The 22,255-nt window shown below is 59.0% G+C and carries 19 protein-coding genes; 8 read left to right on the plus strand and 11 right to left on the minus strand.

Annotated features, from left to right (window positions below):
- Positions 1-144 precede the first annotated feature (144 nt).
- Positions 145-2,658 (minus strand): exo-alpha-sialidase, encoded by a 2,514-nt coding sequence (locus ACODTO_RS27835; RefSeq protein WP_489107370.1) that lies wholly within the window; start codon positions 2,656-2,658, stop codon positions 145-147.
- A 191-nt stretch (positions 2,659-2,849) separates the two neighbouring features.
- Between ACODTO_RS27835 and ACODTO_RS27840 the strand changes: the two genes are divergently transcribed.
- Complete coding sequence (locus tag ACODTO_RS27840; protein ID WP_489107371.1) at positions 2,850-3,125, plus strand: hypothetical protein; 276 nt, start codon at positions 2,850-2,852, stop codon at positions 3,123-3,125.
- A gap of 236 nt (positions 3,126-3,361) precedes the next feature.
- Here ACODTO_RS27840 and ACODTO_RS27845 read toward each other — a convergent pair whose 3' ends face one another.
- Complete coding sequence (locus tag ACODTO_RS27845; RefSeq protein WP_139649561.1) at positions 3,362-4,708, minus strand: DEAD/DEAH box helicase; 1,347 nt, start codon at positions 4,706-4,708, stop codon at positions 3,362-3,364.
- Positions 4,709-4,900: 192 nt separating this feature from the next.
- Between ACODTO_RS27845 and ACODTO_RS27850 the strand changes: the two genes are divergently transcribed.
- A complete protein-coding gene (locus ACODTO_RS27850) occupies positions 4,901-6,199 on the plus strand; it encodes a mechanosensitive ion channel family protein (protein WP_489107372.1) in 1,299 nt (432 codons plus the stop codon).
- 659 nt (positions 6,200-6,858) lie between these two features.
- On the opposite strand, the gene ACODTO_RS27855 is transcribed toward ACODTO_RS27850, so the two are convergent.
- Positions 6,859-7,503, minus strand: coding sequence for a hydrolase (locus ACODTO_RS27855; RefSeq protein WP_139649565.1), 645 nt, complete (start codon positions 7,501-7,503; stop codon positions 6,859-6,861).
- 157 nt (positions 7,504-7,660) lie between these two features.
- Between ACODTO_RS27855 and ACODTO_RS27860 the strand changes: the two genes are divergently transcribed.
- Positions 7,661-8,578, plus strand: coding sequence for a LysR family transcriptional regulator (locus ACODTO_RS27860; RefSeq protein ID WP_139649567.1), 918 nt, complete (start codon positions 7,661-7,663; stop codon positions 8,576-8,578).
- Here ACODTO_RS27860 and ACODTO_RS27865 read toward each other — a convergent pair.
- From ACODTO_RS27865 to ACODTO_RS27880, 4 genes are all read right to left on the minus strand, one after another.
- Entirely contained in the window at positions 8,541-9,404 is an 864-nt protein-coding gene (locus ACODTO_RS27865; RefSeq protein ID WP_139649568.1) for a carboxylate/amino acid/amine transporter, read from the minus strand. The genes ACODTO_RS27860 and ACODTO_RS27865 overlap by 38 nt on opposite strands.
- Before the next feature lie 76 nt (positions 9,405-9,480).
- Positions 9,481-11,349, minus strand: a complete 1,869-nt coding sequence (locus ACODTO_RS27870; RefSeq protein WP_139649570.1) for an ATP-binding protein — start codon at positions 11,347-11,349, stop codon at positions 9,481-9,483.
- A 207-nt stretch (positions 11,350-11,556) separates the two neighbouring features.
- Positions 11,557-12,156 (minus strand): FMN-dependent NADH-azoreductase, encoded by a 600-nt coding sequence (locus tag ACODTO_RS27875; protein ID WP_139649572.1) that lies wholly within the window; start codon positions 12,154-12,156, stop codon positions 11,557-11,559.
- A 140-nt stretch (positions 12,157-12,296) separates the two neighbouring features.
- Positions 12,297-12,611: a 3-phosphoglycerate kinase gene (locus ACODTO_RS27880; RefSeq protein WP_139649574.1), complete on the minus strand. Its 315-nt coding sequence runs from the start codon at positions 12,609-12,611 to the stop codon at positions 12,297-12,299.
- A gap of 50 nt (positions 12,612-12,661) precedes the next feature.
- Between ACODTO_RS27880 and ACODTO_RS27885 the strand changes: the two genes are divergently transcribed.
- The 4 genes from ACODTO_RS27885 (at position 12,662) to ACODTO_RS27900 (ending at position 16,880) form a co-directional block, all read left to right on the plus strand.
- Positions 12,662-13,585 (plus strand): PA3225 family LysR-type transcriptional regulator, encoded by a 924-nt coding sequence (locus ACODTO_RS27885; protein ID WP_041020171.1) that lies wholly within the window; start codon positions 12,662-12,664, stop codon positions 13,583-13,585.
- Between the two features lie 13 nt (positions 13,586-13,598).
- Positions 13,599-14,402, plus strand: a complete 804-nt coding sequence (locus tag ACODTO_RS27890) for an alpha/beta fold hydrolase (RefSeq protein WP_139649576.1) — start codon at positions 13,599-13,601, stop codon at positions 14,400-14,402.
- Between the two features lie 4 nt (positions 14,403-14,406).
- The gene (locus tag ACODTO_RS27895; RefSeq protein WP_041020173.1) at positions 14,407-14,961 is read left to right on the plus strand and encodes a peptidylprolyl isomerase; all 555 of its coding nucleotides are present in this window, start codon (positions 14,407-14,409) and stop codon (positions 14,959-14,961) included.
- Between the two features lie 86 nt (positions 14,962-15,047).
- Positions 15,048-16,880: an ABC transporter ATP-binding protein gene (locus ACODTO_RS27900; RefSeq protein ID WP_489107373.1), complete on the plus strand. Its 1,833-nt coding sequence runs from the start codon at positions 15,048-15,050 to the stop codon at positions 16,878-16,880.
- A 70-nt stretch (positions 16,881-16,950) separates the two neighbouring features.
- Here the strand turns inward: ACODTO_RS27900 and ACODTO_RS27905 are convergent, their stop codons facing one another.
- A complete protein-coding gene (locus ACODTO_RS27905) occupies positions 16,951-18,075 on the minus strand; it encodes a GNAT family N-acetyltransferase (RefSeq protein WP_489107374.1) in 1,125 nt (374 codons plus the stop codon).
- A 281-nt stretch (positions 18,076-18,356) separates the two neighbouring features.
- Between ACODTO_RS27905 and ACODTO_RS27910 the strand changes: the two genes are divergently transcribed.
- Entirely contained in the window at positions 18,357-19,673 is a 1,317-nt protein-coding gene (locus tag ACODTO_RS27910) for a putative porin (RefSeq protein ID WP_041020176.1), read from the plus strand.
- A 232-nt stretch (positions 19,674-19,905) separates the two neighbouring features.
- Here the strand turns inward: ACODTO_RS27910 and ACODTO_RS27915 are convergent, their stop codons facing one another.
- The 3 genes from ACODTO_RS27915 to ACODTO_RS27925 form a co-directional block, all read right to left on the minus strand.
- Positions 19,906-20,142 (minus strand): anti-sigma factor family protein, encoded by a 237-nt coding sequence (locus ACODTO_RS27915; RefSeq protein WP_024780432.1) that lies wholly within the window; start codon positions 20,140-20,142, stop codon positions 19,906-19,908.
- On the minus strand, positions 20,136-20,747 hold the full coding sequence (locus tag ACODTO_RS27920) for an RNA polymerase sigma factor (protein ID WP_175362495.1): 612 nt from the start codon (positions 20,745-20,747) through the stop codon (positions 20,136-20,138). Before ACODTO_RS27920 ends, ACODTO_RS27915 begins: the two co-directional genes overlap by 7 nt.
- Positions 20,748-20,824: 77 nt before the next feature.
- Entirely contained in the window at positions 20,825-21,946 is a 1,122-nt protein-coding gene (locus ACODTO_RS27925; protein ID WP_024780430.1) for a beta-ketoacyl-ACP synthase III, read from the minus strand.
- Positions 21,947-22,255: the final 309 nt, after the last annotated feature.

A 22,255-nucleotide genomic window follows, 5' to 3' on the forward strand; every position in this document is an offset into this window, starting at 1 on the left:
TGACTTACCGCAATCGCGAGCAAGCTTTGCTCCCACAGGTTTGTGGCTTAACTGAGTGGCATTAGACCCAGCGTCCGGTTTTTTTCGAAGCGCGCGGTGCCCGCTTCAGCAGGCGGGGTTATCCGTGCTTGCGCGCTTCACCGCTCAAGGTGTTTGTCTGCTACTTGCCTCCTTCTCAATAGCCTCCCTATTCCGGGGACCGAAAGAGTATTTCAAGGCCCGTTCCTTCATCGTCCGCGGGTCCGGCAAGCCTACGGTCTCCGGGTTCGCAAAGCCGGTTTGTTTATTACCGAGCATAGGATTGATGGCGTCGAACAGAAAACTGAAACCTTGTTTCAGCGAACTCTGGGCAATGCCGTGGCACCCCATGCAGCCGCCCATGGTCAGGCTTTGGGTACTGTGGTCATAATCCGGCACATTGATGTTTGGTTGGTTGCGGGCATTGGTCAGGGTGTTGTCATTCCGAATCGGGAATACGTTGCTGCCACGAAACAGCTGGATCCCCGGCTGGCTGCTTTCGACCATGATATTGGCCAGGTAGTAATCCGGGTCGGTTTGAGTGCTCGACGGGATGGCTTGCACACCTTTAAGCCGATAGTGCTTCCAGACCGAATTGTTGAACTCACTGCTGCCGTCCATGAGCTGTCTGACCCGGTTGTTCACCGCTTCAACTTCGGAATAAATGGTCGGCGGTTGCACCACACGGATCGGGCCGGCCTGTCCTTCGGGAATCCCGTTGCTGTTGGAGTAGACGCCAGGATTCTTCGAAGTGGCGACGAGACCCGCGTTCGGCAAAGAAACCGTATAGGTTTTGTTGCCGTCAGAGAAAGTGGCGGTCGGAGGATTGTTTGTAGTATCGAGACCGGGGTAGGCAATCTCGTTGTAGTTGGCGATGTAATAAAGGCCGCTCGGTGACTTGCCATCGGACAAGGTCAGGGCATCCTCGTGCTCGAACGTGGCGAATATGAAAGTCGGGTAGTTGGGCGTCTTGTGGATGATATGCAGAGCGACCAGCGCATAGTCTTCATTGTGCGCCACCGGCGCATCGTCCTTGCCCTGATAGGTCACCACCGTCGCCGTGTGGTAGCGAGCGCGATTCTGCACCGGAATGTCTGCCAGTTTGCGCCATGCCGCCTTGACCTCCAGCGCGCCGTCGGGCAGCACAATATGGCCCGGAAAATCGCTCAAGGTTCGCGCATACTCGTAAACGACGGGGTTGGCCTTGGCCTCGAACAGGATCTGGCTGTCGTTCGAAGGGGCATAGTCGCTTCCTGTCTTCGCCGCATTCGGCGGGTTGACCGGGAAAAATATCGCGTTCTGCCCTATCTGGGTCGCCTCGTCCAGATTGTTGTAATGGGCATAGGTGGCGCCTGCCGCCAAGGGTGCTCCGTTGGGGAACTGGATGTAGCTGTATTGCGGAGCGGAACCAAATGGACGTATAGGACCGCCTGCAGAATTCTTTTGCTCCTTTGCCGCCGGAAACAGCTCGGTACGGTGAGCGAAGGTTTGCCACAACAAGGGGTTGGGGGATTGTGAGGCCTTGCCCGAATCGGCAAAGCTGCTGTCGGGATTGCCGACGCCACGGTTAGCCGGCAACGGAGTCTTGGCCGTATTGTTCAGGGCGAAAAAGCTCCGCCAGGCGAAGGTTGCATAGTCGGTATGGCTGAGCCCCGTCGCCAGGTCCGCAGGCAGCTGCGGGTTGTCCGTCGTCAGATCGCCCGTGGTAATGGCATAGGAAACACCCAGTCCCGGCGCGCCCGTCAAATCCCCGAGCGTCCTGGAAAAATAGGGACTCCAGTTGACCCCGTCGGTTGAAGCGAACGTATTAGTGCCACTGCTGATAAAAATGCGGTTGCCGATCATTGTTGCGCGGCTCAACAGAAGCTCATTGGCTATACCCGACAGCGTTTGCTCATCGCCCCAATGAGCACTGCGGTCGTAGGCACGTACGGCCAAATGGCCAATATCATAAGAGTAGTAGAGCAACAGCTCACCGTTATAAACCACCGGCACTATGCTCAGGATCCTGTAAGCGTTTTCCTTGAATCCGAGACTTGGCTGGCTCCACTGAAGACCGTCGTCCGAAGTCACGTAATAAACAGTGCTGTCGTCCTCCTCGCAGTAGAAGACAAACAATTGCCCGTTGTACACCACAGGACTGTTATAGGCGGCATCACTGGAGGCTGTGATAGGACTGACGTTGGACCAGTTCATGCCATCTTCCGAGCTGATGCTATTTACTTGAGCTTGGCCGGTAAAGGTCAGTATCAGCTTTTGCTTGAACACCGTTACTGAAACATTACCCAAGAGGTTGGGTACGGGGATGGTCTGTGGAGAAGACCAATTATTTCCTTCCACCGAAGTGGAAAAATAGATATGAGCGGTATCACTGTCACTGACCCAGAACATATACAGCTTGCCTTTGAACGACTGCACTGCGGGTGTAAACAACCCAACCGAAGTGGCTGGCACACTGCTGGTCGCAGACGGCTTTCCATTGATAGCATCAGGACTGTCGAATACATCCACTTCGATCCCCACACCTCGTTGCGGCGTGGCAATGATTACGCTTTCCGCATAAGTCGATGAGACCACGAACACGCTGCACAGGCACAACAACAGCCGACTGAATACCGCTCTAAGCGCCATAGCTTTCATTCCTTTGAATAATCCTTTTCCAAGGAGCGGCCCAGCGTTGCAGGCGCAACGCTAACGGTCGTTTTTTCCATGGTAGACGAGTGTTTAATAACGGCCAGGCTCATTCTGAAAAGAAGTGCGGTCAGTGAACTTTCCACCCGACATCGGCCTCAACCCCTTACCTGCCCAACAAGGAATACGAGGCCCACACCATGAAAAACCTCCTGAAATTCACCCTTGCTACCACGCTCATCTGCGCCTTGCCCGTCTGGGCCACCTGTACGCCCGAAGAAGCCACCGCCAAGCGTGAACAGCTCGCTCAGGCAGTGAGCAAGCTCACCCAACAGAACCCGGCCAAGGCCAAGGAAATGAATGATGAGCTGCAGGCCATGGATCTGGAAACCGCCAGCAAGGACGTGCCGGACAAGTGCCAGTTGATTGATAAGCGCCTGGAGGAATTGAAGGATGCGGGGAAGAAGGCAGGTTGATTGCTTGGCGAATACGCATAAAAAAACCGGACCCAAGGTTCTAATGCCGATCAGTTACGCCACAAACCTGTGGGAGCAAAGCTTGCTCGCGCTTGCGGTAAGTCAGTCAGCAACAACGTTGACTGATCTGTCGCTATCGCGAGCAAGCTTTGCTCCCACAGGGGTTGTGCCATTTGATCCTTAACTGACTGGCATTAACCCAAGGTCCGGTTCTTTTATGCAGCCTTACGGCCGATTCACTCAGCCGCTGGCGCTTGCGGCTTGCGACGCTTGAGCGGGGCCATGCCGTCCTTGCTGACCAGCGCCGGAGCGTCGGTCTTCGGGCGGTTGGCGGTCTTGCGCTTGGTCGGGGCCTTGGCGGCGGTTTTCTTCTTGTCGCCCTTGGCGTCGACCTTTTTCTTCTTCACGCCCACGGCCTTGCCCGAGGCCTTGACCTTTTTCGGTCCGCCGTAGGTGCCTTTGACTTCCTTGATGGTGCGGCGCTCGAAGCTCTGCTTGAGGTAGCGCTCGATGCTCGACATCAGGTTCCAGTCGCCGTGGCAGATCAGCGAGATCGCCAGGCCATCGTTGCCGGCGCGACCGGTACGGCCGATGCGGTGCACGTATTCGTCGCCGCTGCGAGGCATGTCGAAGTTGATGACCATGTCCAGGCCATCCACGTCCAGGCCGCGCGCGGCGACGTCGGTGGCCACGAGGATCTTCACACCGCCCTGCTTGAGGCGATCGATCGCCAGCTTGCGGTCCTTCTGGTCCTTCTCACCGTGCAGCACGAACGCCTTGTATTCCTGCGCCACCAGGCGACCATAGATGCGGTCAGCCATGGCGCGGGTGTTGGTGAACACGATGGCTTTTTCGTAGGTTTCGTTGGCCAGCAACCAGTTCACGATCTGTTCTTTGTGCTGGTTGTGATCCGCGGTGATGATCTGCTGGCGGGTGGTGGAGTTCAGTTGGCTGACCGCGTTGAGCTGCAAGTGCTCTGGGTTGTTCAGCACCTTGGCGACCATTTCCCGCAGGCCCGAACCGCCGGTGGTGGCGGAGAACAGCATGGTCTGCTGGCGGTTGGCGCATTCGTCCACCAGGCGCTGCACGTCTTCGGCAAAGCCCATGTCGAGCATGCGGTCGGCTTCGTCCAGCACCAGCACTTCGACTTCCTTCAGATCGAGGTTGCCGGCGTTCAGTTGTTCGATCATCCGCCCCGGCGTACCGATCAGGATGTCCGGCACCTTGCGCAGCATGGCGGCCTGGACCTTGAAATCTTCGCCGCCGGTGATCAGGCCGGACTTGATGAAGGTAAATTGCGAGAAACGCTCCACTTCCTTCAAGGTCTGCTGGGCCAGTTCACGGGTTGGCAGCAGGATCAGGGTCTTGATGCTGACACGGACCTTGGCCGGGCCGATCAGGCGGTTGAGGATCGGCAACACGAATGCGGCGGTCTTGCCGCTGCCGGTCTGCGCCGTCACCCGCAGGTCACGCCCCTGGAGCGCGAGCGGAATGGCCGCTGCCTGCACCGGCGTTGGCTCGACAAATTTAAGCTCGGCCACGGCTTTGAGCAGGCGTTCGTGCAGGGCGAATTCGGAAAACACGGGTGCTACCTCGAAGAAATGCAAAAAAACAGCTGCATAGGGTAACGGTTTCGAGCGCGAAGGCCGAGTTTCTTTATGCAAACGGCGACAATCAGTGGCTTTTTTCACGGCCGACTCGCCATCAACAGTCACTTCGGCAGGCTTAAATGCTCTAATCCCTCGTCGCATTCCAATAGAAGACCCGTTTCGCCCATGGACATCAAACAGCTCTGGTTCAACATCCAAGACCTCTGGGGAGCCCTCGACCAGCACCCGCTCCTGCATACCGGCCTCGCCCTGATGTTGCTGCTGACCATTGCCCTGGTGCTCGGACGCGTGGCACGTTACCTGATCCTGCACGGCGCCAAGCTGCTCGGTCGCCAGCCGGCCCTGCATTGGGTCAGCGACCTGCGCCACAACAAGGTCTTCCATCGCCTGGCACAGATGACGCCCTCGCTGCTCATCCAGTTCGGCCTGCCCCTGGTACCCGGGCTCAGCAAGACCAGCCTGGTGTTCCTCGGCAATGTCGCCACGGCCTTCACCGTTCTGTTCCTGATGCTGACCCTCAGCGCCCTGCTCAACGCCCTGCTGGATGTCTACGCCCGCACCGAACACGCCCGGACCCGCTCGATCAAGGGGTACGTGCAACTGACGAAAATGGTGCTGTACGTATTCAGCGCAATCATCATCGTCGCGACTCTGATCGACCGTTCGCCGTTATTGCTGCTGTCAGGCCTGGGTGCGATGTCGGCGGTGATCCTGTTGGTGTACAAGGACACCCTGTTGTCGTTCGTCGCCAGCGTGCAATTGACCAGCAACGATATGCTGCGAGTCGGCGACTGGATCGAAATGCCCCAGGTCGGCGCCGACGGTGATGTGGTGGACATCACGCTGCACACGGTCAAGGTGCAGAACTTCGACAAGACCATCGTCTCGATCCCGACCTGGCGGCTGATGTCCGAGTCGTTCAAGAACTGGCGCGGCATGCAGCAATCCGGCGGACGACGGATCAAGCGCAGCCTGTTCATCGACGCCAGCGGCGTGCGCTTCCTGCATGACGAGGAAGAACAGCGCCTGACCCATGTTCGTCTGCTGACCGACTACATCAGCCGCAAGCAAGCCGAGCTCAAGGCCTGGAACGAAGCCCAGGGCAACGTTGCGGCGATGTCGGCCAACCGTCGCCGGATGACCAACCTGGGCACCTTCCGGGCCTATGCCCTCGCTTACTTGAAGAGCCACCCCGAAATCCAGCCGAACATGACCTGCATGGTCCGCCAGATGCAAACCACGGCCCAGGGCATCCCGCTGGAAATCTACTGCTTTACCCGCACCACCGCATGGGCCGACTACGAACGCATCCAAGGGGATATTTTCGACTATTTGCTGGCGGTGATGCCGGAGTTCGGCTTGAACCTGTATCAACAGCCCAGTGGCATGGATTTGCGTTCAGGGTTGCTGCCGGCGATGTTGGGCGCAAGTCATATTCCGGAGGAGCAGAAGCAGGTGATCTGAATTCACCACCGATCCTTGTGGGAGCCTAGCTTGCTCGCGATGGCGGTGGGTCAGTCAACATCCACTTTGAATATGACGCCGTCATCGCGAGCAAGCTCGGCTCCCACAGGTCACGTGTCATATCCAAAAGTCATGAACACCACAAACCCATGTGGGAGCGCGCCTGCTCGCGAATGCAGTGGGTCAGTCAACATCCATTTTGAATGTGCCGCCGTCATCGCGAGCAAGCTGGGCTCCCACAGGTCACGTGTCATATCCAAAAGTCATGAACACCACAAACCCATGTGGGAGCGCGCCTGCTCGCGAATGCAGTGGGTCAGTCAACATCCATTTTGAATGTGCCGCCGTCATCGCGAGCAAGCTGGGCTCCCACAGGTCACGTGTCATAGCCAAAAGTCATGAACACCACAAACCCCTGTGGGAGCGAGCCTGCTCGCGAATGCAGTGGGTCAGTCAACATCCATTTTGAATGTGCCGCCGTCATCGCGAGCAAGCTCGGCTTCCACAGGTCACGTGTCATAGCCAAAAGTCATGAACACCACAAACCCATGTGGGAGCGAGTCTGCTCGCGATTGGCAATACCAGTCGACATCGATGTCGTCTGATTGATTGCTATCGCGAGCAGGCTCGCTCCCACAGGGGTTGTAGCTATCTGCTGGTTACTTGACCTGACGCTGCGGAGCCTTGTGCACCATGGTGTAGGCGTAGTCCACGCCCATGCCATAAGCGCCGCTGTGTTCCAGTACCAGCCCCATCACCGCTTCGTAAGTCTCTTTGTGTGCCCAGTCACGTTGGAATTCCAGCAGCACTTGTTGCCAGGTCACCGGCACCGCACCGGCTTGAATCATCCGCTGCACCGACATGTCGTGCGCTTCTTTGCTGGTGCCGCCCGAGGCGTCGGTGACGATGTAGACCTCGTAGCCTTCAGCCAGTGCTTCAAGTGCCGGGAAGGTCAGGCAGACCTCGGTCCACAGCGCCGCGATGATCAGTTTCTTGCGGCCGGTGGCTTTCACCGCGTCAACCAGCGCCTTGTCTTCCCAGGAGTTCATCGAAGTACGCTCGATAGGCTTCTGATCCGGGTGGACTGCCAACAACTCAGGCCAGATGTAGCCGCTGAAGCTTTCGGTTTCGACCGAGGTGTAGATCGTCGGTACGTTGAAGATCTTCGCTGCCTTGGCCAGGCCGACGGTGTTGTTCTTCAAGGTTTGACGGTCGATCGACTGTACGCCGAAGGCCATTTGTGGCTGGTGGTCGATCAGGATCAGGGCGGAGTTGGTTGGGTTCAGCAGTTCGCGGATAGACATGGTGTGTTCCTTTTTAATGTCGAAATTTCAATCGGTTAGGGTTTGTCGACGTTCGCTTCAGCGGTGATGTCGTCGGCATGGGTGTACTTTAGGGGCTAGCCAAAAAAGGGACAATTACCTAAAATCGAGAATCATTGATTCTAAAAAAGGAACAATCATGGATCGCATCGAATGCATGCGCGCGTTCGTCGTCACCGTGGGCGAGAACGGTTTCGCGGCAGCCGCCCGGGCCATGGACGTGCCGAGGTCGAAGGTCAGCAAGCAGATTCAAGCGCTGGAAGAAGCCATCGGTGTGCAACTGCTGCAACGCACCACGCGCAGCCTGCATCTCACCGAAGCGGGCGCCGAGTATTTCGAAGCGGCTCGGGAGGTCCTGGCGGCCCTGGATGAGGCCGAGCAGCGGGCACGGGATGGGATCGGTGAGTTACGCGGGGTGTTGCGGGTCAACGCGCCGATGTCGTTCGGCTTGCGACGGCTGGGCAAGCTGATACCGCTGTTCCATGAGCGGCATCCGAACATCGAGCTGCAAGTGGTACTCAGCGACCAGCAGGTCGATCCGGTGCGCGGCGGTTTCGACGTGACCATCCGCATCGCCAGCATGCCCGACTCGACCATGATCGCCCGGCAACTGGCGCCGGCGCCGCGCATCATGGTTGCCGCCCCGGCTTATCTCAGCCGTGCGGGCGTCCCGCAGACGCCCCAGGACCTGCGCACCCACCAGTGCCTCAACTACGGCTACCTGCAAAGTGGCGTGAGCCTGCAATTGAGCAATGGCAAGGAGACGCAACGGGTCAATGTCACCGGCCCCTTGCACGTCAACAACGGCGACTTGCTGGCGCAGGCCGCCGAGGCCGGCATGGGCATTGCGCTGTTGCCCGATTTCATTGTGGAAGACGCTCTGGCGGCCGGGCGGCTGGTGCCGGTGCTGTGCGAATGGCAAGCGCCGGCGATCAGCATCAACGCGGTGTATTCGTCAGCCCGGCGCCTGCCACAGAAAACCCGGGCCTTCATCGACTTCCTGGTCGAACAACTGGCGACTAGACAGGCTGCGGCTTGCGCAGGCTCAACCGACTGATCCACACCGCAAGCAGAATGACACCGCCGCCCAGGAACAACCGGCCCAATGCCTCGTGCTGGTTCCAGATCAGCAGGTTCAACAACAGCCCTACAGGCACGTGCAGATTGTTCATCACCGCCAAGGTTCCGCCCTGGACCAGGCAGGCGCCCTTGTTCCACCAGTACAGCCCCAGTGCAGTGGAGACGAGGCCAAGAAACACCAACACGCCCCATTGCAACGGCGCTTCAGGCCAGAAATTGGCCTTGCCGAACAGTAGAAACGCCGGCAACGCCACCGCCAGCGCACCGAGGTAGAAGTAGCCGAAACGCCGGTAGTGCGGCAGGTCGCTCGGGTGGCGGGCCACCAGATGCTTGTACAACACCTGCCCGGCCGCGTAGGTGAAGTTGGCCAGTTGCAGCAGCAAGAAGCCCATGAAGAAATCCGGATTGATCCGGTCATAGCGAATCACCGCCGCTCCGGCCACGGCCACCAGTGCAGCGACCAGTGCCCAAGGATTGAAACGACGGTTCAACGCGTCTTCGATCAAGGTGACGTGCAGCGGCGTGAGGATGGTGAAAAGCAGCACCTCGGGCACCGTCAACACCCGGAAACTCAGGTACAGGCAGACGTAAGTCACGCCGAACTGCAAGGCGCCAATCAACAGCATGCCGCGCATGAACGACGCTTCAACCTGGCGCCATCGGGTCAGTGGAATGAATACCAACCCGGCCAGCAGCACCCGGACCAGCACCGCGAAATAACTGTCCACGTGCCCGGCCAGGTATTCGCCGATCAGGCTGAAGGAAAATGCCTGGATCAATGTCACAAAAAGTAGATAGCCCATACGCCCCTCGTTTCGGAAGGCGGCGAAGATAGCGGTTTTTGCCGGATCAGTGAAAGGCGTTCACCCCAAACCCACTTCAACAGGACACTTCATCCACCGCCGGCGTGCGAACCTGGCGTTGCTGCCGATCATTGGCTGCACGCTGAAACACGCGGGTCACGGCCTGGAAATTTGCCGGCTTGGTTAGAATGTCATCGGCACCGGCGGCCCTGAAACGTTCGACCTCATAGGAAAAAACACTCGCGGTAAAAGCAACGATGTAACAAGCATCGCCCTGGGGCAGCGCACGGATCTTGCGGATCGCTTCCACCCCATCCATCACAGGCATGTTGATGTCCATGAGAATGACCTCTGGCATCGACGTCGCACAGCGACTGACCGCCTCCAGGCCATCGGAGGCAAGATCAGAGACATACCCCAGCGCTTCCAGCATCGCCATGGCCACTTTCTGATTCACTGGATGGTTCTCTACCAGCAGGATATCGAGCGGGTAACGCGTGGCGAAATATGAGTCGAAATCCACTGCAGCATGCTCGTCATCCAAGGGGATTTCCGAGCCTCGAAAAGGCTCCATAGGGAGCGAGAAAGAGAACGTCGAACCGACACCCGATTGGCTGGTAAAAGATAAAGTCCCCTGCTGGGCTTCGACCAGTTTCTTGCAGATTGAAAGACCGAGGCCACTCCCGGTAAAACGTTGACTGACGGTGCCTTTAAGCTGAACGAAGGGCTCGAACAGACTGCCTTGCCGCTCTTCGGGGATGCCTATGCCGGTATCGTGTATGGAAAAGTCGAGCCAGACTCCAGCGTCGTGTCCACTCGTCGTGACCGTGAGCGATACTTTTCCGCTTTCGGTGAACTTGATCGCGTTGCCCAGCAAATTGATCAATACCTGACGCAGACAATCGAGATCGGTTTTAACCCAATGAGGTACGCTCGCAGAAACCTGCGTCTCGATGACGATCGGCTTGTCCTTGATGCTCTGCTGGATGATTTCAACGCTGGATGAAACCAGGCTCCGCAATTCAAATACACGAGGTTTCAACTCAAGTTTACCCGCCTCGATTTTTGCCAGATCGAGCACGTTGTCGATCAGCGAAAGCAAGCTTCGTCCGCTGGTTTGAATCGTTTTCAGGAGGCTGTTCTGCTCGACAGTCAGGGATGAACGTGCCAGCAACTCGGTTGCACCGATAACACCGTACATGGGGGTACGGATCTCATGGCTCATGGTGGCGAGAAATCTGGTTTTTGAACGGTCCGCTTCCTCGGCGGCATTCTTTGCCTCATTCAATATCCGTTCGTTCGTTTGCAACTGCTGGAGATGCGCACGGGTGCGGAAAAGGCTGAAGGCGAGAAAAACCAGAATGGCAAGAATGATATGGTGCAGCGAATCCTGATTGAGTTGGTGGTAGTAATCCGCCAACGTCATCTCCGCCCCCGCCACATAAACCGTACCGTCCTTCGACTTCATCGGAACGAAGACCGCACGAAAGTCCCCCCAATGATCCGAGTAGTCGATCCAGGTAGGCTCGCTGCGCTCGAAGCTGTCGAGTAACGCCTGGCTGGCATCGGGATAAGGGTCGAAGAAACGCACGAAGTTCTTTTCCTCGATTTCTTTCTTCGATGCGCTGGAACTGATCAGATACGCCTTTCCATCGCGCTTGATCACGCTGTAGACAAAGGCGGTGCCCATTGACTCATTGAAACTGGAAAGCCGCTGAATGGCGTCCCAGTCTTGCGCCGGCGATTTGGATTGTTTGTCGATCAGGTTGTCATGATAGCCGTCACCGAGGATGGCCGAAGCGCCCAGCGCAGCATGCAGCAGTTTGCTATTGATATTGTCGGTCAGGATCCCCTGGGTCTCGACATAGAGGTAATAGATATAGCCACTGACCCCTAAGATGTAGGCCAGAAGTAACGCCCATGTTTTGCGCCTGAGTCTGAACATCGTCCACAGCCTCCATTCTGTCCGCCCAGCATAGAGTGAAGACTGGTTAAAAACCATTCTCAAAAAAAAGCCCGATCTCGCCAATGCGTTCAATCGGGCTACTGCACTCAGGAGCAATAAGTGCAAAGGGAGGTTCGATGCGCGAAACGGTTTGAAGGGAATCGCCAGGCCACTAGACCACCCGACGATTACCCGAGGATTAACAAGTCAGGCGACTTGGGACAGTTTGGCGTTGGCCTGATTCAAGCCCTTCTCCTGGAAGTCACCGCCCAGGTTCATGCCTTCGGCATGGATGAAGGTCACGTCGTGGATACCGATGAAGGCCATGACCTGGCGCAGGTAGGGTTCCTGGTGATCGGAGCTGCCACCGGCGTGGATGCCGCCGCGAGCGGTCAGGACGAAAGCCCGCTTGCCGGTCAGCAGACCCTGGGGACCGGTGGGGGTGTACTTGAAAGTCACCCCGGCACGCAGCACGTGGTCGAGCCAGGCTTTCAAAGTACTGGGGATGGCAAAGTTGTACATCGGCGCGGCCATCACCAGTACATCGGCGGCCAACAGCTCATCGGTCAGTTGGTTGGAGCGCTCCAGCGAAGCGTTCTCGATGTCGTTGCGCTGCTCGGCGGGCTTCATCCAGCCACCCAACAGGTTGGCGTCCAGATGAGGCACGGCATTGACGGCGAGGTCGCGGACGTTGATTTCATCGGCCGGGTGAGCGGCTTTCCACTGCTTGATGAAAGTCTGGGTCAGTTGACGGGAAACCGAGTCTTGCTGGCGGGCACTGCTTTCAATGATCAGAACGCGGGACATGGGATGTAGGCTCCATCTGAATGAGTTGTCAGTCGATGGAGCAGAGATTAATAGGGACTATATCGATGAAAAAGCGCAAATATTTGCTGCAAAGCATCGATAAATTCGTTTATAAGCTGAACAGACGTCCCAGGTTCAGCTTACTTTGGCTTACAGGTCAGCTCGATGCGCAGCTTGATGATGTTGCGGTTGAACTTGGCGGTGGCGTTCTTGAACTTGCCGGCGGCCACCTCGATCTTGCGGGTACGAGGGGCTTCCGGACCGTTGCGAAACACCACGGTGCAGGCCGCGTCGGTGCTGCCGTAGTTGTTGACCTGGATGGAGCCGATGTCGGCGTCAGTGTCGTAGGCGGTGTAGTCGATGCTCAGGCCGTCGAGGTGTTTTTCCACATCGATCGGGTACGCGAACGCAGTCAGCGGCAACAGGGCCAGCACTGCACAACAGATTTTCTTCATTCGGCTGTCTCCACCAAGGGACCGCCAGCTTAGGACAAGAGGAGCTCAATATGAAAGCGCCCCGCGTGACCCTTGATCAATGGCGAACGTTGCAGGCCGTGGTGGACCACGGTGGTTTCGCCCAGGCCGCCGACGTGTTGCACCGCTCCCAATCGTCGGTGAGCTATACCGTGGCCCGCATGCAGGATCAGCTCGGCGTACCCTTGCTGCGCATCGATGGACGCAAAGCGGTGCTGACCGAGGCCGGCGGCGTGCTGTTGCGGCGCTCCCGGCAACTGGTGAAACAGGCCAGCCAATTGGAAGACCTGGCTCATCACATGGAACAAGGCTGGGAAGCGGAAGTACGGCTGGTGGTCGACGCCGCCTACCCCAGTGCCCGCCTCGTCCGGGCCCTGACGGCGTTCATGCCGCAAAGCCGCGGCTGCCGGGTACGCCTGCGTGAGGAAGTGCTGTCAGGCGTGGAAGAGGTGTTGCTCGAAGGCGTCGCTGACCTGGCCATCGTTGGCTTCAGCATCCCCGGCTACCTCGGGGCGGAGCTGAGCGACGTGGAGTTCGTCGCGGTGGCCCATCCCGAACACGCGTTGCATCGACTCAATCGCGAGCTGACGTTCCAGGACCTGGAAAGCCAGTTGCAAGTGGTGATCCGTGATTCCGGTCGCCAGCAACCCCGGGACGTGGGCTGGCTCGGTGCCGAGCAACGCTGGACGGTCGGCAGCCTCGCTACCGCCGCGACCTTCGTCGGCAGCGGCCTGGGCTTCGCCTGGCTGCCCCGGCACATGATCGAGCGGGAACTGCGGGAAGGCACGCTCAAGCGGCTACCCTTGGATCAGGGCGGCAGCCGCAACCCGAGTTTCTACCTGTATTCGAACAAGGAAAAACCCCTGGGCCCGGCCACGCAGATCCTCATCGAACTGCTGCGCACCTTCGATACCGCGCCGCTGGATGCGCCGTTCGCCGCCCCTGAACAAGCCTGACAAGGAGTTCGCCATGGCCTATTTCGCACACGAAGACTGCAATCTGCACTACGAGGAATACGGCCACGGCGCCCCCCTGCTGCTGGTCCATGGGCTGGGCTCCAGCACCCTGGATTGGGAAAAACAGATCCCGGTGTTGTCCGCCCATTACCGCCTGATCGTGGTGGATGTGCGCGGCCACGGACGCTCCGATAAACCCCGCGGTCCCTACAGCATTGAAGGTTTCAGCGCCGACCTGATTGCCCTGATCGAACACCTGCGCCTGGGCCCGGTGCACCTGGTGGGCTGGTCCATGGGCGGCATGATCGCCTTTCAGTTGGCGGTGGATGAGCCCGGGCGGGTCAAGAGCCTGTGCATCGTCAACAGCGCGCCGCAAGTCAAGATCCGCACCCTGGACGACTGCTGGCAGTGGTTCAAGCGCTGGAGCCTGATGCGTATCCTTAGCCTGGAGACCATCGGCAAGGCTCTGGGGGCCAAGCTGTTTCCCAAACCTGAACAGGCGGATTTACGCTTTGAAATGGCCCGGCGCTGGGCAAAAAACGACAAACATGCTTATCTCGCCAGCTTCGATGCCGTCGTGGGCTGGGGTGTCCAGGAACGACTTTCGCAGGTGGCCTGTCCAACCCTCGTCATCTGCGCCGACCACGACTACACGCCGGTGGCAGTGAAAGAAGCCTATGTAAAACTGCTGCCCGATGCACGGCTGGTGGTCTTCACCGATTCAAGGCACGCTACCCCGCTGGACCAACCTGAACGCTTCAATCAAACCCTGCTCGACTTTTTGACTGCAGTCGATTCCACCACCCAGGATCAATGACCCCATGCTGAAAAAAATCGCCCTCGCCGCCGGCTCCGTTCTGTTCGCCGCCAACCTGATGGCCGCGCCAGCGCCCCACGTGCTGCTGGACACCACCAACGGCCAGATCGAAATCGAACTGGACCCGGTCAAGGCCCCCATCAGTACCAAGAACTTCCTCGAATACGTGGACAGCGGTTTCTACAACAATACGATTTTCCACCGCGTGATCCCGGGCTTCATGGCCCAGGGCGGTGGCTTCACCCAGCAGATGCAACAAAAAGACACCAAGGCGCCGATCAAGAACGAAGCCAGCAACGGCCTGCACAACGTTCGCGGCACCTTGTCGATGGCCCGCACTTCCGATCCGAACTCGGCCACCAGCCAGTTCTTCATCAACGTGGCTGACAACGCATTCCTCGACCCGGGCCGTGACGCCGGTTACGCCGTGTTCGCCAAAGTGGTCAAGGGCATGGACGTGGTGGACATCATCGTCAACTCCCAGACCACCACCAAACAAGGCATGCAAAATGTGCCGATCGACCCTGTGATCATCAAGTCGGCCAAGCGCATCGACTAACTGACGGTACAGGGCAAGCCTGAGCGGCGACGGCGATCCCGCGCCGCTCACAGCAAAAAAGGAGAGCCCCGCCCGGGCTGTTTACCATGGTTTATCGCCGTTTCGAAAAGCTGATCGACATCTTCCGCGACGCACCGAGCTCGGCCCCACCGAACCGCGTCCTGCCCTTCTACACGTATTACCTGAGACAAGTCTGGCCGAGCTTCGCTGCGCTGTTGGTGGTGGGCCTGATCGGCGCACTGATCGAGGTGGCGCTATTCAGCTACCTGAGTCGCATCATCGACCTGGCCCAAGGCACGCCCAACGTCGACTTCTTCAAGGTCCATGGCCTGGAACTGGCGTGGATGGCCGTGGTGGCACTGATCCTGCGGCCCATTTTCGTGGCCCTGCATGACCTGCTGGTGCACCAGACCCTGAGCCCCGGCATGACCAGCCTGATCCGCTGGCAGAACCACAGCTATGTGCTCAAGCAGAGCCTGAATTTTTTCCAGAACGACTTCGCCGGGCGCATTGCCCAGCGCATCATGCAGACCGGCAACTCCCTGCGGGATTCGGCGGTGCAGGCCGTGGACGCATTGTGGCACGTGCTGATCTATGCCATCAGCTCGCTGGTGCTGTTCGCCGAAGCCGACTGGCGCCTGATGATTCCCCTGCTGTTGTGGATCGCCGCCTACATCGGCTCGCTCTATTACTTCGTGCCACGAGTCAAAGAGCGCTCGGTGGTGTCGTCCGATGCCCGCTCCAAGCTCATGGGCCGGATCGTCGACGGCTACACCAACATCACCACGCTGAAGCTGTTCGCCCACACTCATTTCGAACAGCAATACGCTCGCGAAGCCATCCAGGAGCAGACCGAAAAAGCCCAGCTGGCCGGCCGCGTGGTGACCAGCATGGATGTGGTCATCACCAGCATGAACGGGCTGTTGATCGTCGGCACCACCGGCCTGGCGCTATGGTTGTGGACCCAGTCGCTGATCAGCGTCGGTGCCATTGCCCTGGCGACCGGACTGGTGATCCGTATCGTCAACATGTCCGGCTGGATCATGTGGGTGGTCAACGGCATCTTCGAAAACATCGGCATGGTCCAGGACGGCCTGCAGACCATCGCCCAACCGGTCAGCGTCACCGACCGCGAGCACGCCAGGCCATTGGCCGTGGGCCGGGGTGAAGTGCGCTTCGAGCATGTGGATTTCCACTATGGCAAGAAGAGCGGTGTGATCGGCGACCTGAACCTGGTGATCAAGCCCGGGGAAAAGATCGGTCTTATCGGCCCGTCCGGCGCGGGAAAATCCACCCTGGTCAACCTGCTGCTGCGTCTTTATGACGTCGAGGGCGGGCGGATCCTCATCGACGGCCAGGACATCGCCGAGGTGAGCCAGGAGAGCCTGCGCGAACGGATCGGCATGATCACCCAGGACACCTCGCTGCTGCACCGCTCGATTCGCGACAACCTGCTTTACGGCAAGCCCGACGCCACCGACGCACAGCTCTGGGAAGCCGTGCGCAAGGCTCGTGCCGATGAGTTCATCCCGCTGCTGTCGGACGCCCAGGGCCGCACCGGCTTCGACGCCCATGTGGGGGAACGCGGCGTGAAACTCTCCGGCGGCCAGCGCCAGCGCATCGCCATTGCCCGGGTGCTGCTCAAGGATGCACCGATCCTGATCATGGACGAAGCGACGTCAGCACTCGACTCGGAAGTGGAAGCGGCGATCCAGGAAAGCCTCGAGACGCTGATGCAAGGCAAGACCGTGATCGCCATCGCCCACCGCCTCTCGACCATCGCCCGGATGGACCGGCTGGTGGTGCTGGAAAACGGCCGCATCGCCGAAACCGGCAGCCATGCCGAACTGCTGGCCCATGGCGGGTTGTACGCGCGATTGTGGCAGCATCAGACGGGCGGGTTTGTGGGGATTGACTGAAACCTGACTCAACCACCTGTGGCGAGGGAGCTTACTCCCTCGCCACAGGTGGGGGTATCAGCCAGAAACCTCAGCACTGCCGATACGGCAACGCCGTCCTCGCCTCCTCGGCATACGCCAACACCCCCTCGTGTTCCCGGTTGAGGAAATCCGCCACCGCCGCTTTCAACCCGGGATGGCGCAAGTAATGCCATGACCGGGTAATCACCGGTTCGAAACCGCGAATCAATTTGTGCTCGCCCTGGGCGCCGGCATCGAATCGCTGCAAGCCTTGGGCAATCGCGTAATCCATGCCTTGGTAGAAACAGGTTTCAAAGTGCAGGCGGTCGAATTCCGCCAGGCAGCCCCAGTAACGCCCGTAGAAACTGTCGCCCCCTACCAGACTGAACGCCATCGCCACCGGCCGCGATCCTTGCTTGGCCAGCACCACGCGAATGGCCTCGGGCATGCGCTCGGCCAGCAGGCTGAAAAATGTCCGGGTCAGGTACGGTGCCTGTCGACGCACGGCGTAGGTGTTGGCGTAGCAGGCGTAGACAAAATCCCACTGTGCCTCGTCCAGTTGATGCCCCTCGAACCATTCGAAGTCGATGCCCTGCCCCGCCACCTGTTCGCGCTCCTTGCGCATCTGCTTGCGCTTGCGGGAACTGAGCACGTCGAGAAAATCCTGGAAGTCCCGATAGTCGCGATTGTGCCAGTGGTATTGGCAACCGATCCGCTGCATCCAGCCCTCTTGCCCGGCCAGCGCCGTGTCGGTGAAGGAATCCGTGAAGTTGATGTGGGCACTGGAAAGCCCCTCGATTTCCAGGTAGCCCGGCAAACTCTTGAGCAACTCAAAACCGTCCTCGACCGTAGCCGCCAGTAGACGCGGCCCGCTGACAGGACTGAACGGCACAGCGGTCAGCAGCTTCGGGTAATAGTCGATGCCGACACGCTCGCAAGCGTCCGCCCAGCCATGATCGAACACGTATTCGCCGTAGGAATGCCACTTGCGATAACTGGGCAACGCGGCGATCAGCCGGTCACCGTCCGTGTGCAACAGATGCTCGGGCTGCCATCCGGAATGCGCACCGACACTGCCGCTGTCCTCCAACGCGCTGAGGAAGGCGTGGCACAGAAACGGCTGGCTCTGCGGTACCAGGGCATCCCAGGTGTGTGGCGCTATTTCAGACAGTCTGTGCAGGCGCTGCAACGACATCGATTCTTCTCCACTTCGCGATTCAGAGCCTGGCAAGTATCGCTTATCGCCGTGAGTTCCACACCCCGCGACGTCGACAAGGCTCGCTCAGAAAAGTTCAGAACGACACCGAAACGTCACCGATGCGCCATCACATTGCCACCGCCCTGTCATAAACCATCGCGATACTGGCGCCTGTTTTTAGAGCGCCGGGTTCTAACAGCCCGTCACCGTTTCCGTCCTTCAACGGTCGGTTGTGTCTTGGATGATCCGTCATCCTCTCTCATCCTTCGGAGATTGATATGCGTCTTGCTTCCACAAAAACTGCGGCGGCCCTGTGTGGCGGTCTGTTGCTGGCCATGAGTGTACCGGCCAGCGCCGCAGTCGACGCCAAACTGCTCGACATGCTCAAGGCCAACGGTTCGATTACCACCGCGCAGTACACCGAACTGCAAGCCGAACTGGCCCGGGATCAAAAGGAGCAACAAATCGCTCGCCAGGCTCAGCAGGAGACCAACGAACAGATCGCCGCGACCGCGAAGAAGACCAACGAGCTGAGCTCCTTCGACCAGAAACTGGCTTGGGCCGCCAAGACCCAGTTCAAAGGTGACGTGCGCTTCCGTCAGGAAACCGTGAAGAACGACGGCGTCTCGAACACCGGTGACCAGGATCGCCAACGTATCCGTGTTCGCCTGGGTGCCTACAGCGAAATCAACCCGCAAGTGGACACCGGCATCCGCATCGCCACCGGCAGCGACAACGATTCGCGCTCCACCAACCAGAGCCTGGACAACAACTTCACCAAGAAAGACCTGTGGCTGGACCAGGGCTACGTCGACTACCACCCGGACGCCATCAAGAACCTGCACCTCGTTGGCGGCAAGATGCCACAACAGTGGGTGAGCATGGGCGACATCATCTGGGATAGCGACATCAGCCCGGAAGGTCTGTCGGCCTCCTATAAATACCCGTTGGGCGCCAGCACCGAGTTGTTCGGCAGCGCCGGCCACTACACCCTCAAAGACAACGTGGACGGCGAAGGCAAACAATTCCGTCACGACCTGCGCCTGTACGCAGGTCAGTTGGGCGCTCGCTTCGCGATCACTGACAACCTGAAAATGACCCTGGGTGGCAGTATCTACGCCTACGATAACGACAACGACATCAACAACACCTGCTCGGCCAACAACTGCCGCCTGGCCATCAACGGCAACAGCGCGAACGAGCAATTCAAGCTGTACGAAGGTTTTGGCCAGCTCGACATCGGCGGCCTGCCAATGCCACTGTCGCTGTACGGCCAAGTGGTCAACAACAAGGACGCCAGCAACGATCAGGACATGGGCTGGCTGGTGGGTGCCAAGACCAAAGTCTTCGGCTTCGGCCTGGACTACAACTATCGCGACGTACAGCGTAACGCCGTGGTCGGTGCCTTCACCGACTCCGACTTCGCCAACGGCTTCACCGGTTCGCGTGGCAGCAAGCTGAAAGCGAGCTACGAACTGGACAAGAACTTCTCGCTCGGCGCGACGTACTTCATGGCCGATTCCGACTACACCAACGCCACGCTGAAGGACTCGAAGATCAACACCCTGCAACTGGATGCTGAAGCGAAGTTCTGATCACTGCTCTACAGCTCGGGCAAGGAAGCCCGACGCGCATCTTACAGCCTGACGTTGCTGCATCGGTCCCATCATCCGTCCGATTCAGCAACGCCAGGCTTTTTTCGTTCAGCCGCCCCCTGTGGGAGCGAGCCTGCTCGCGATAGCGGTCTGTCAGTTGACGGGGATGTCGACTGACACGGCCTCATCGCGAGCAGGCTCGCTCCCACAGGGTGTGGTGGTGACTCAAGGTTCAGCGCGAATGCCGGCGGCGCTCGGCGGCGAGTTTTTCGGCGAGGTGATCCAGGTCGGGAACGGGCGGCTCTGGGAGCTTTCTGAGGGTGGCCTGCATCAGCTTCATCTGGCGAATGAAACGTCGGCAGTTGGGGCAGAACATCAGGTGATGACGCACCATCAGGCGTTCGCGAAAGCTCAATTGACCGTCGAGATAATCGCTGGAGCGTGCCACTTGTTCCTTGCAGGTCAGCATTCGCCGGTCTCCTCGAAATGTTCCACGGTCGCGAAGACCTTCAGCCGGGCACGATGCAACAGCACACGTACGTTAGAGAGTGAGATCCCCAGAAGATTACAAATTTCTTCCAGCTCCAGCCCCTGGCGTTCGCGCAAGGTCAACACGCTGCCTTGCAGTTCCGACAGGCTGAGCAGTGTGTGCTCGAGGCAATCGCGCAATTCGCTCTCTGTCAGCAACGCTTCCGGCGTGTCCTGGTGCCAGGCGAACGGCGCCAGCAACCAGTGGCCATCGGCGGCGAAGCGATCATCGCCGAGCGTGCCATGGGGCGATGGCAGGTCGTCGAGCAGCACCTCGCGACGGTTCTGCTTGTAGCGCCCCTTGGCAGCGTTGGCTGTGATGGTCAGCAACCAGGTCTTGAGGCTGGAGCGGCCCTGGAAACCACTGAGGTTGCGCACCACGGACAGCCAGGCGTCCTGCACCACTTCGTCGGCATGGCGACTGCCAACGATGGCATAGGCGACCGCGCGCATCGGGCTCTGGTAGGTGCTGACCAGTTCCTTGTAGGCGCGCTGCTCCCCCGCCAGCAAGCGTTGGAGCAGTTGGGTGTCGTTGGTGGTAGTCATTCAAGCTCTCATATGCCTGACACTATTGTGGCGAGGGGAATTATCCCCTCGCCACAATAAATCCGCTAACAACTGGATCAATGTTTGCGCAGGATCACGCTACCAATCGAATACCCCGCCCCAAACGAACTGAGTACCGCCACCGAGCCGCTGGGCAAGTCATCCTGGTTCAGGTGGAACGCAATCACCGAACCCGCCGAGCTGGTGTTGGCATAGCGGTCGAGGATCACCGGGGCTTCCTCTTCAGTGGCTTCGCGTCCCAGCAGCTTGCGCACGATCAGGTGGTTCATGCTCAGGTTGGCCTGGTGCAGCCAGAAGCGCTTCACTTGCTCGACGTTCAACTGGTTTTCTTCCAGATGAGCGCCAATCAGCTCGGCCACCATCGGGCAGACATCGCGGAACACCTTGCGGCCTTCCTGGACGAACAGCTTGTCACGGGTGCCGATGCCCTCTTCCGCGGCGCGGTTGAGGAAGCCGAAGTTGTTGCGGATGTTGTTGGAGAACTTGGTGAGCAGCTTGGTGCTGACCACATCGAACTGATGCGGCGAGGTCGCCAGGTCCGCCCGCTCGATGATCACGGCGGTGGCCGCGTCGCCGAAGATGAAGTGGCTGTCGCGGTCACGGAAGTTCAGATGGCCGGTGCACACTTCGGGGTTGACCATCAGGATCGCCCGAGCCTGGCCCAGTTGCACGCTGTTGGCCGCGGCCTGGATGCCGAACGTCGCCGAGGAGCAAGCCACGTTCATGTCGAAACCGAAACCTTCGATGCCCAGGGCTTCCTGGACTTCGATGGCGATGGCCGGGTACGCGCGTTGCAAGTTGGAACAGGCGACGATCACCCCATCGATGTCGGCGACGGTACGGCCGGCGCGCTCCAGCGCCTGTTTCGCGGCGCCGATGGCCATTTCGCAGAGCACCGACCATTGCTCATTGGAGCGCTCGGGCAGGCGTGGGGTCATGCGTTGCGGGTCGAGGATACCGTCCTTGTCCATGACAAAGCGGCTCTTGATACCGGAAGCTTTCTCGATAAACGCCGCGCTGGATTCGGTCAACGCCTCGATTTCACCGCGCTCGATGGCTTCGGCGTTGTCGGCATTGAACTGCGCGACGTAGGCGTTGAAGGATTGCACCAGCTCTTCATTGGAAATGCTGTTGGCCGGGGTATACAGGCCGGTGCCACTGATGACGACGTTATGCATGGTCGTGTCTCTGATCTGTTCAGGCAGAAAGCATTGGCACCAACGTACCAATACGCAAAGGGTCTTTTCCCATCCTGGGAAGCAGACCTGGCATCGCTTTATTCCGATCCGCCCGGGGAATTGAAGCTCAAAACCACGGGACCGGCATTTATAGCCGCGAAGTTTGCCATAAACGCTGGCGTTTGGCCCATTCTCCCTCAATCAAGACACAAAACCCTTGTGGGAGCGGCAAAAGCCAGGGCAAGACACAAGACCCTGTGGGAGCGAGCCTGCTCGCGATAGCGGTCTGTCAGTTGATAGGGATGTCGA

Source organism: Pseudomonas sp. FG13, from assembly GCF_057809755.1.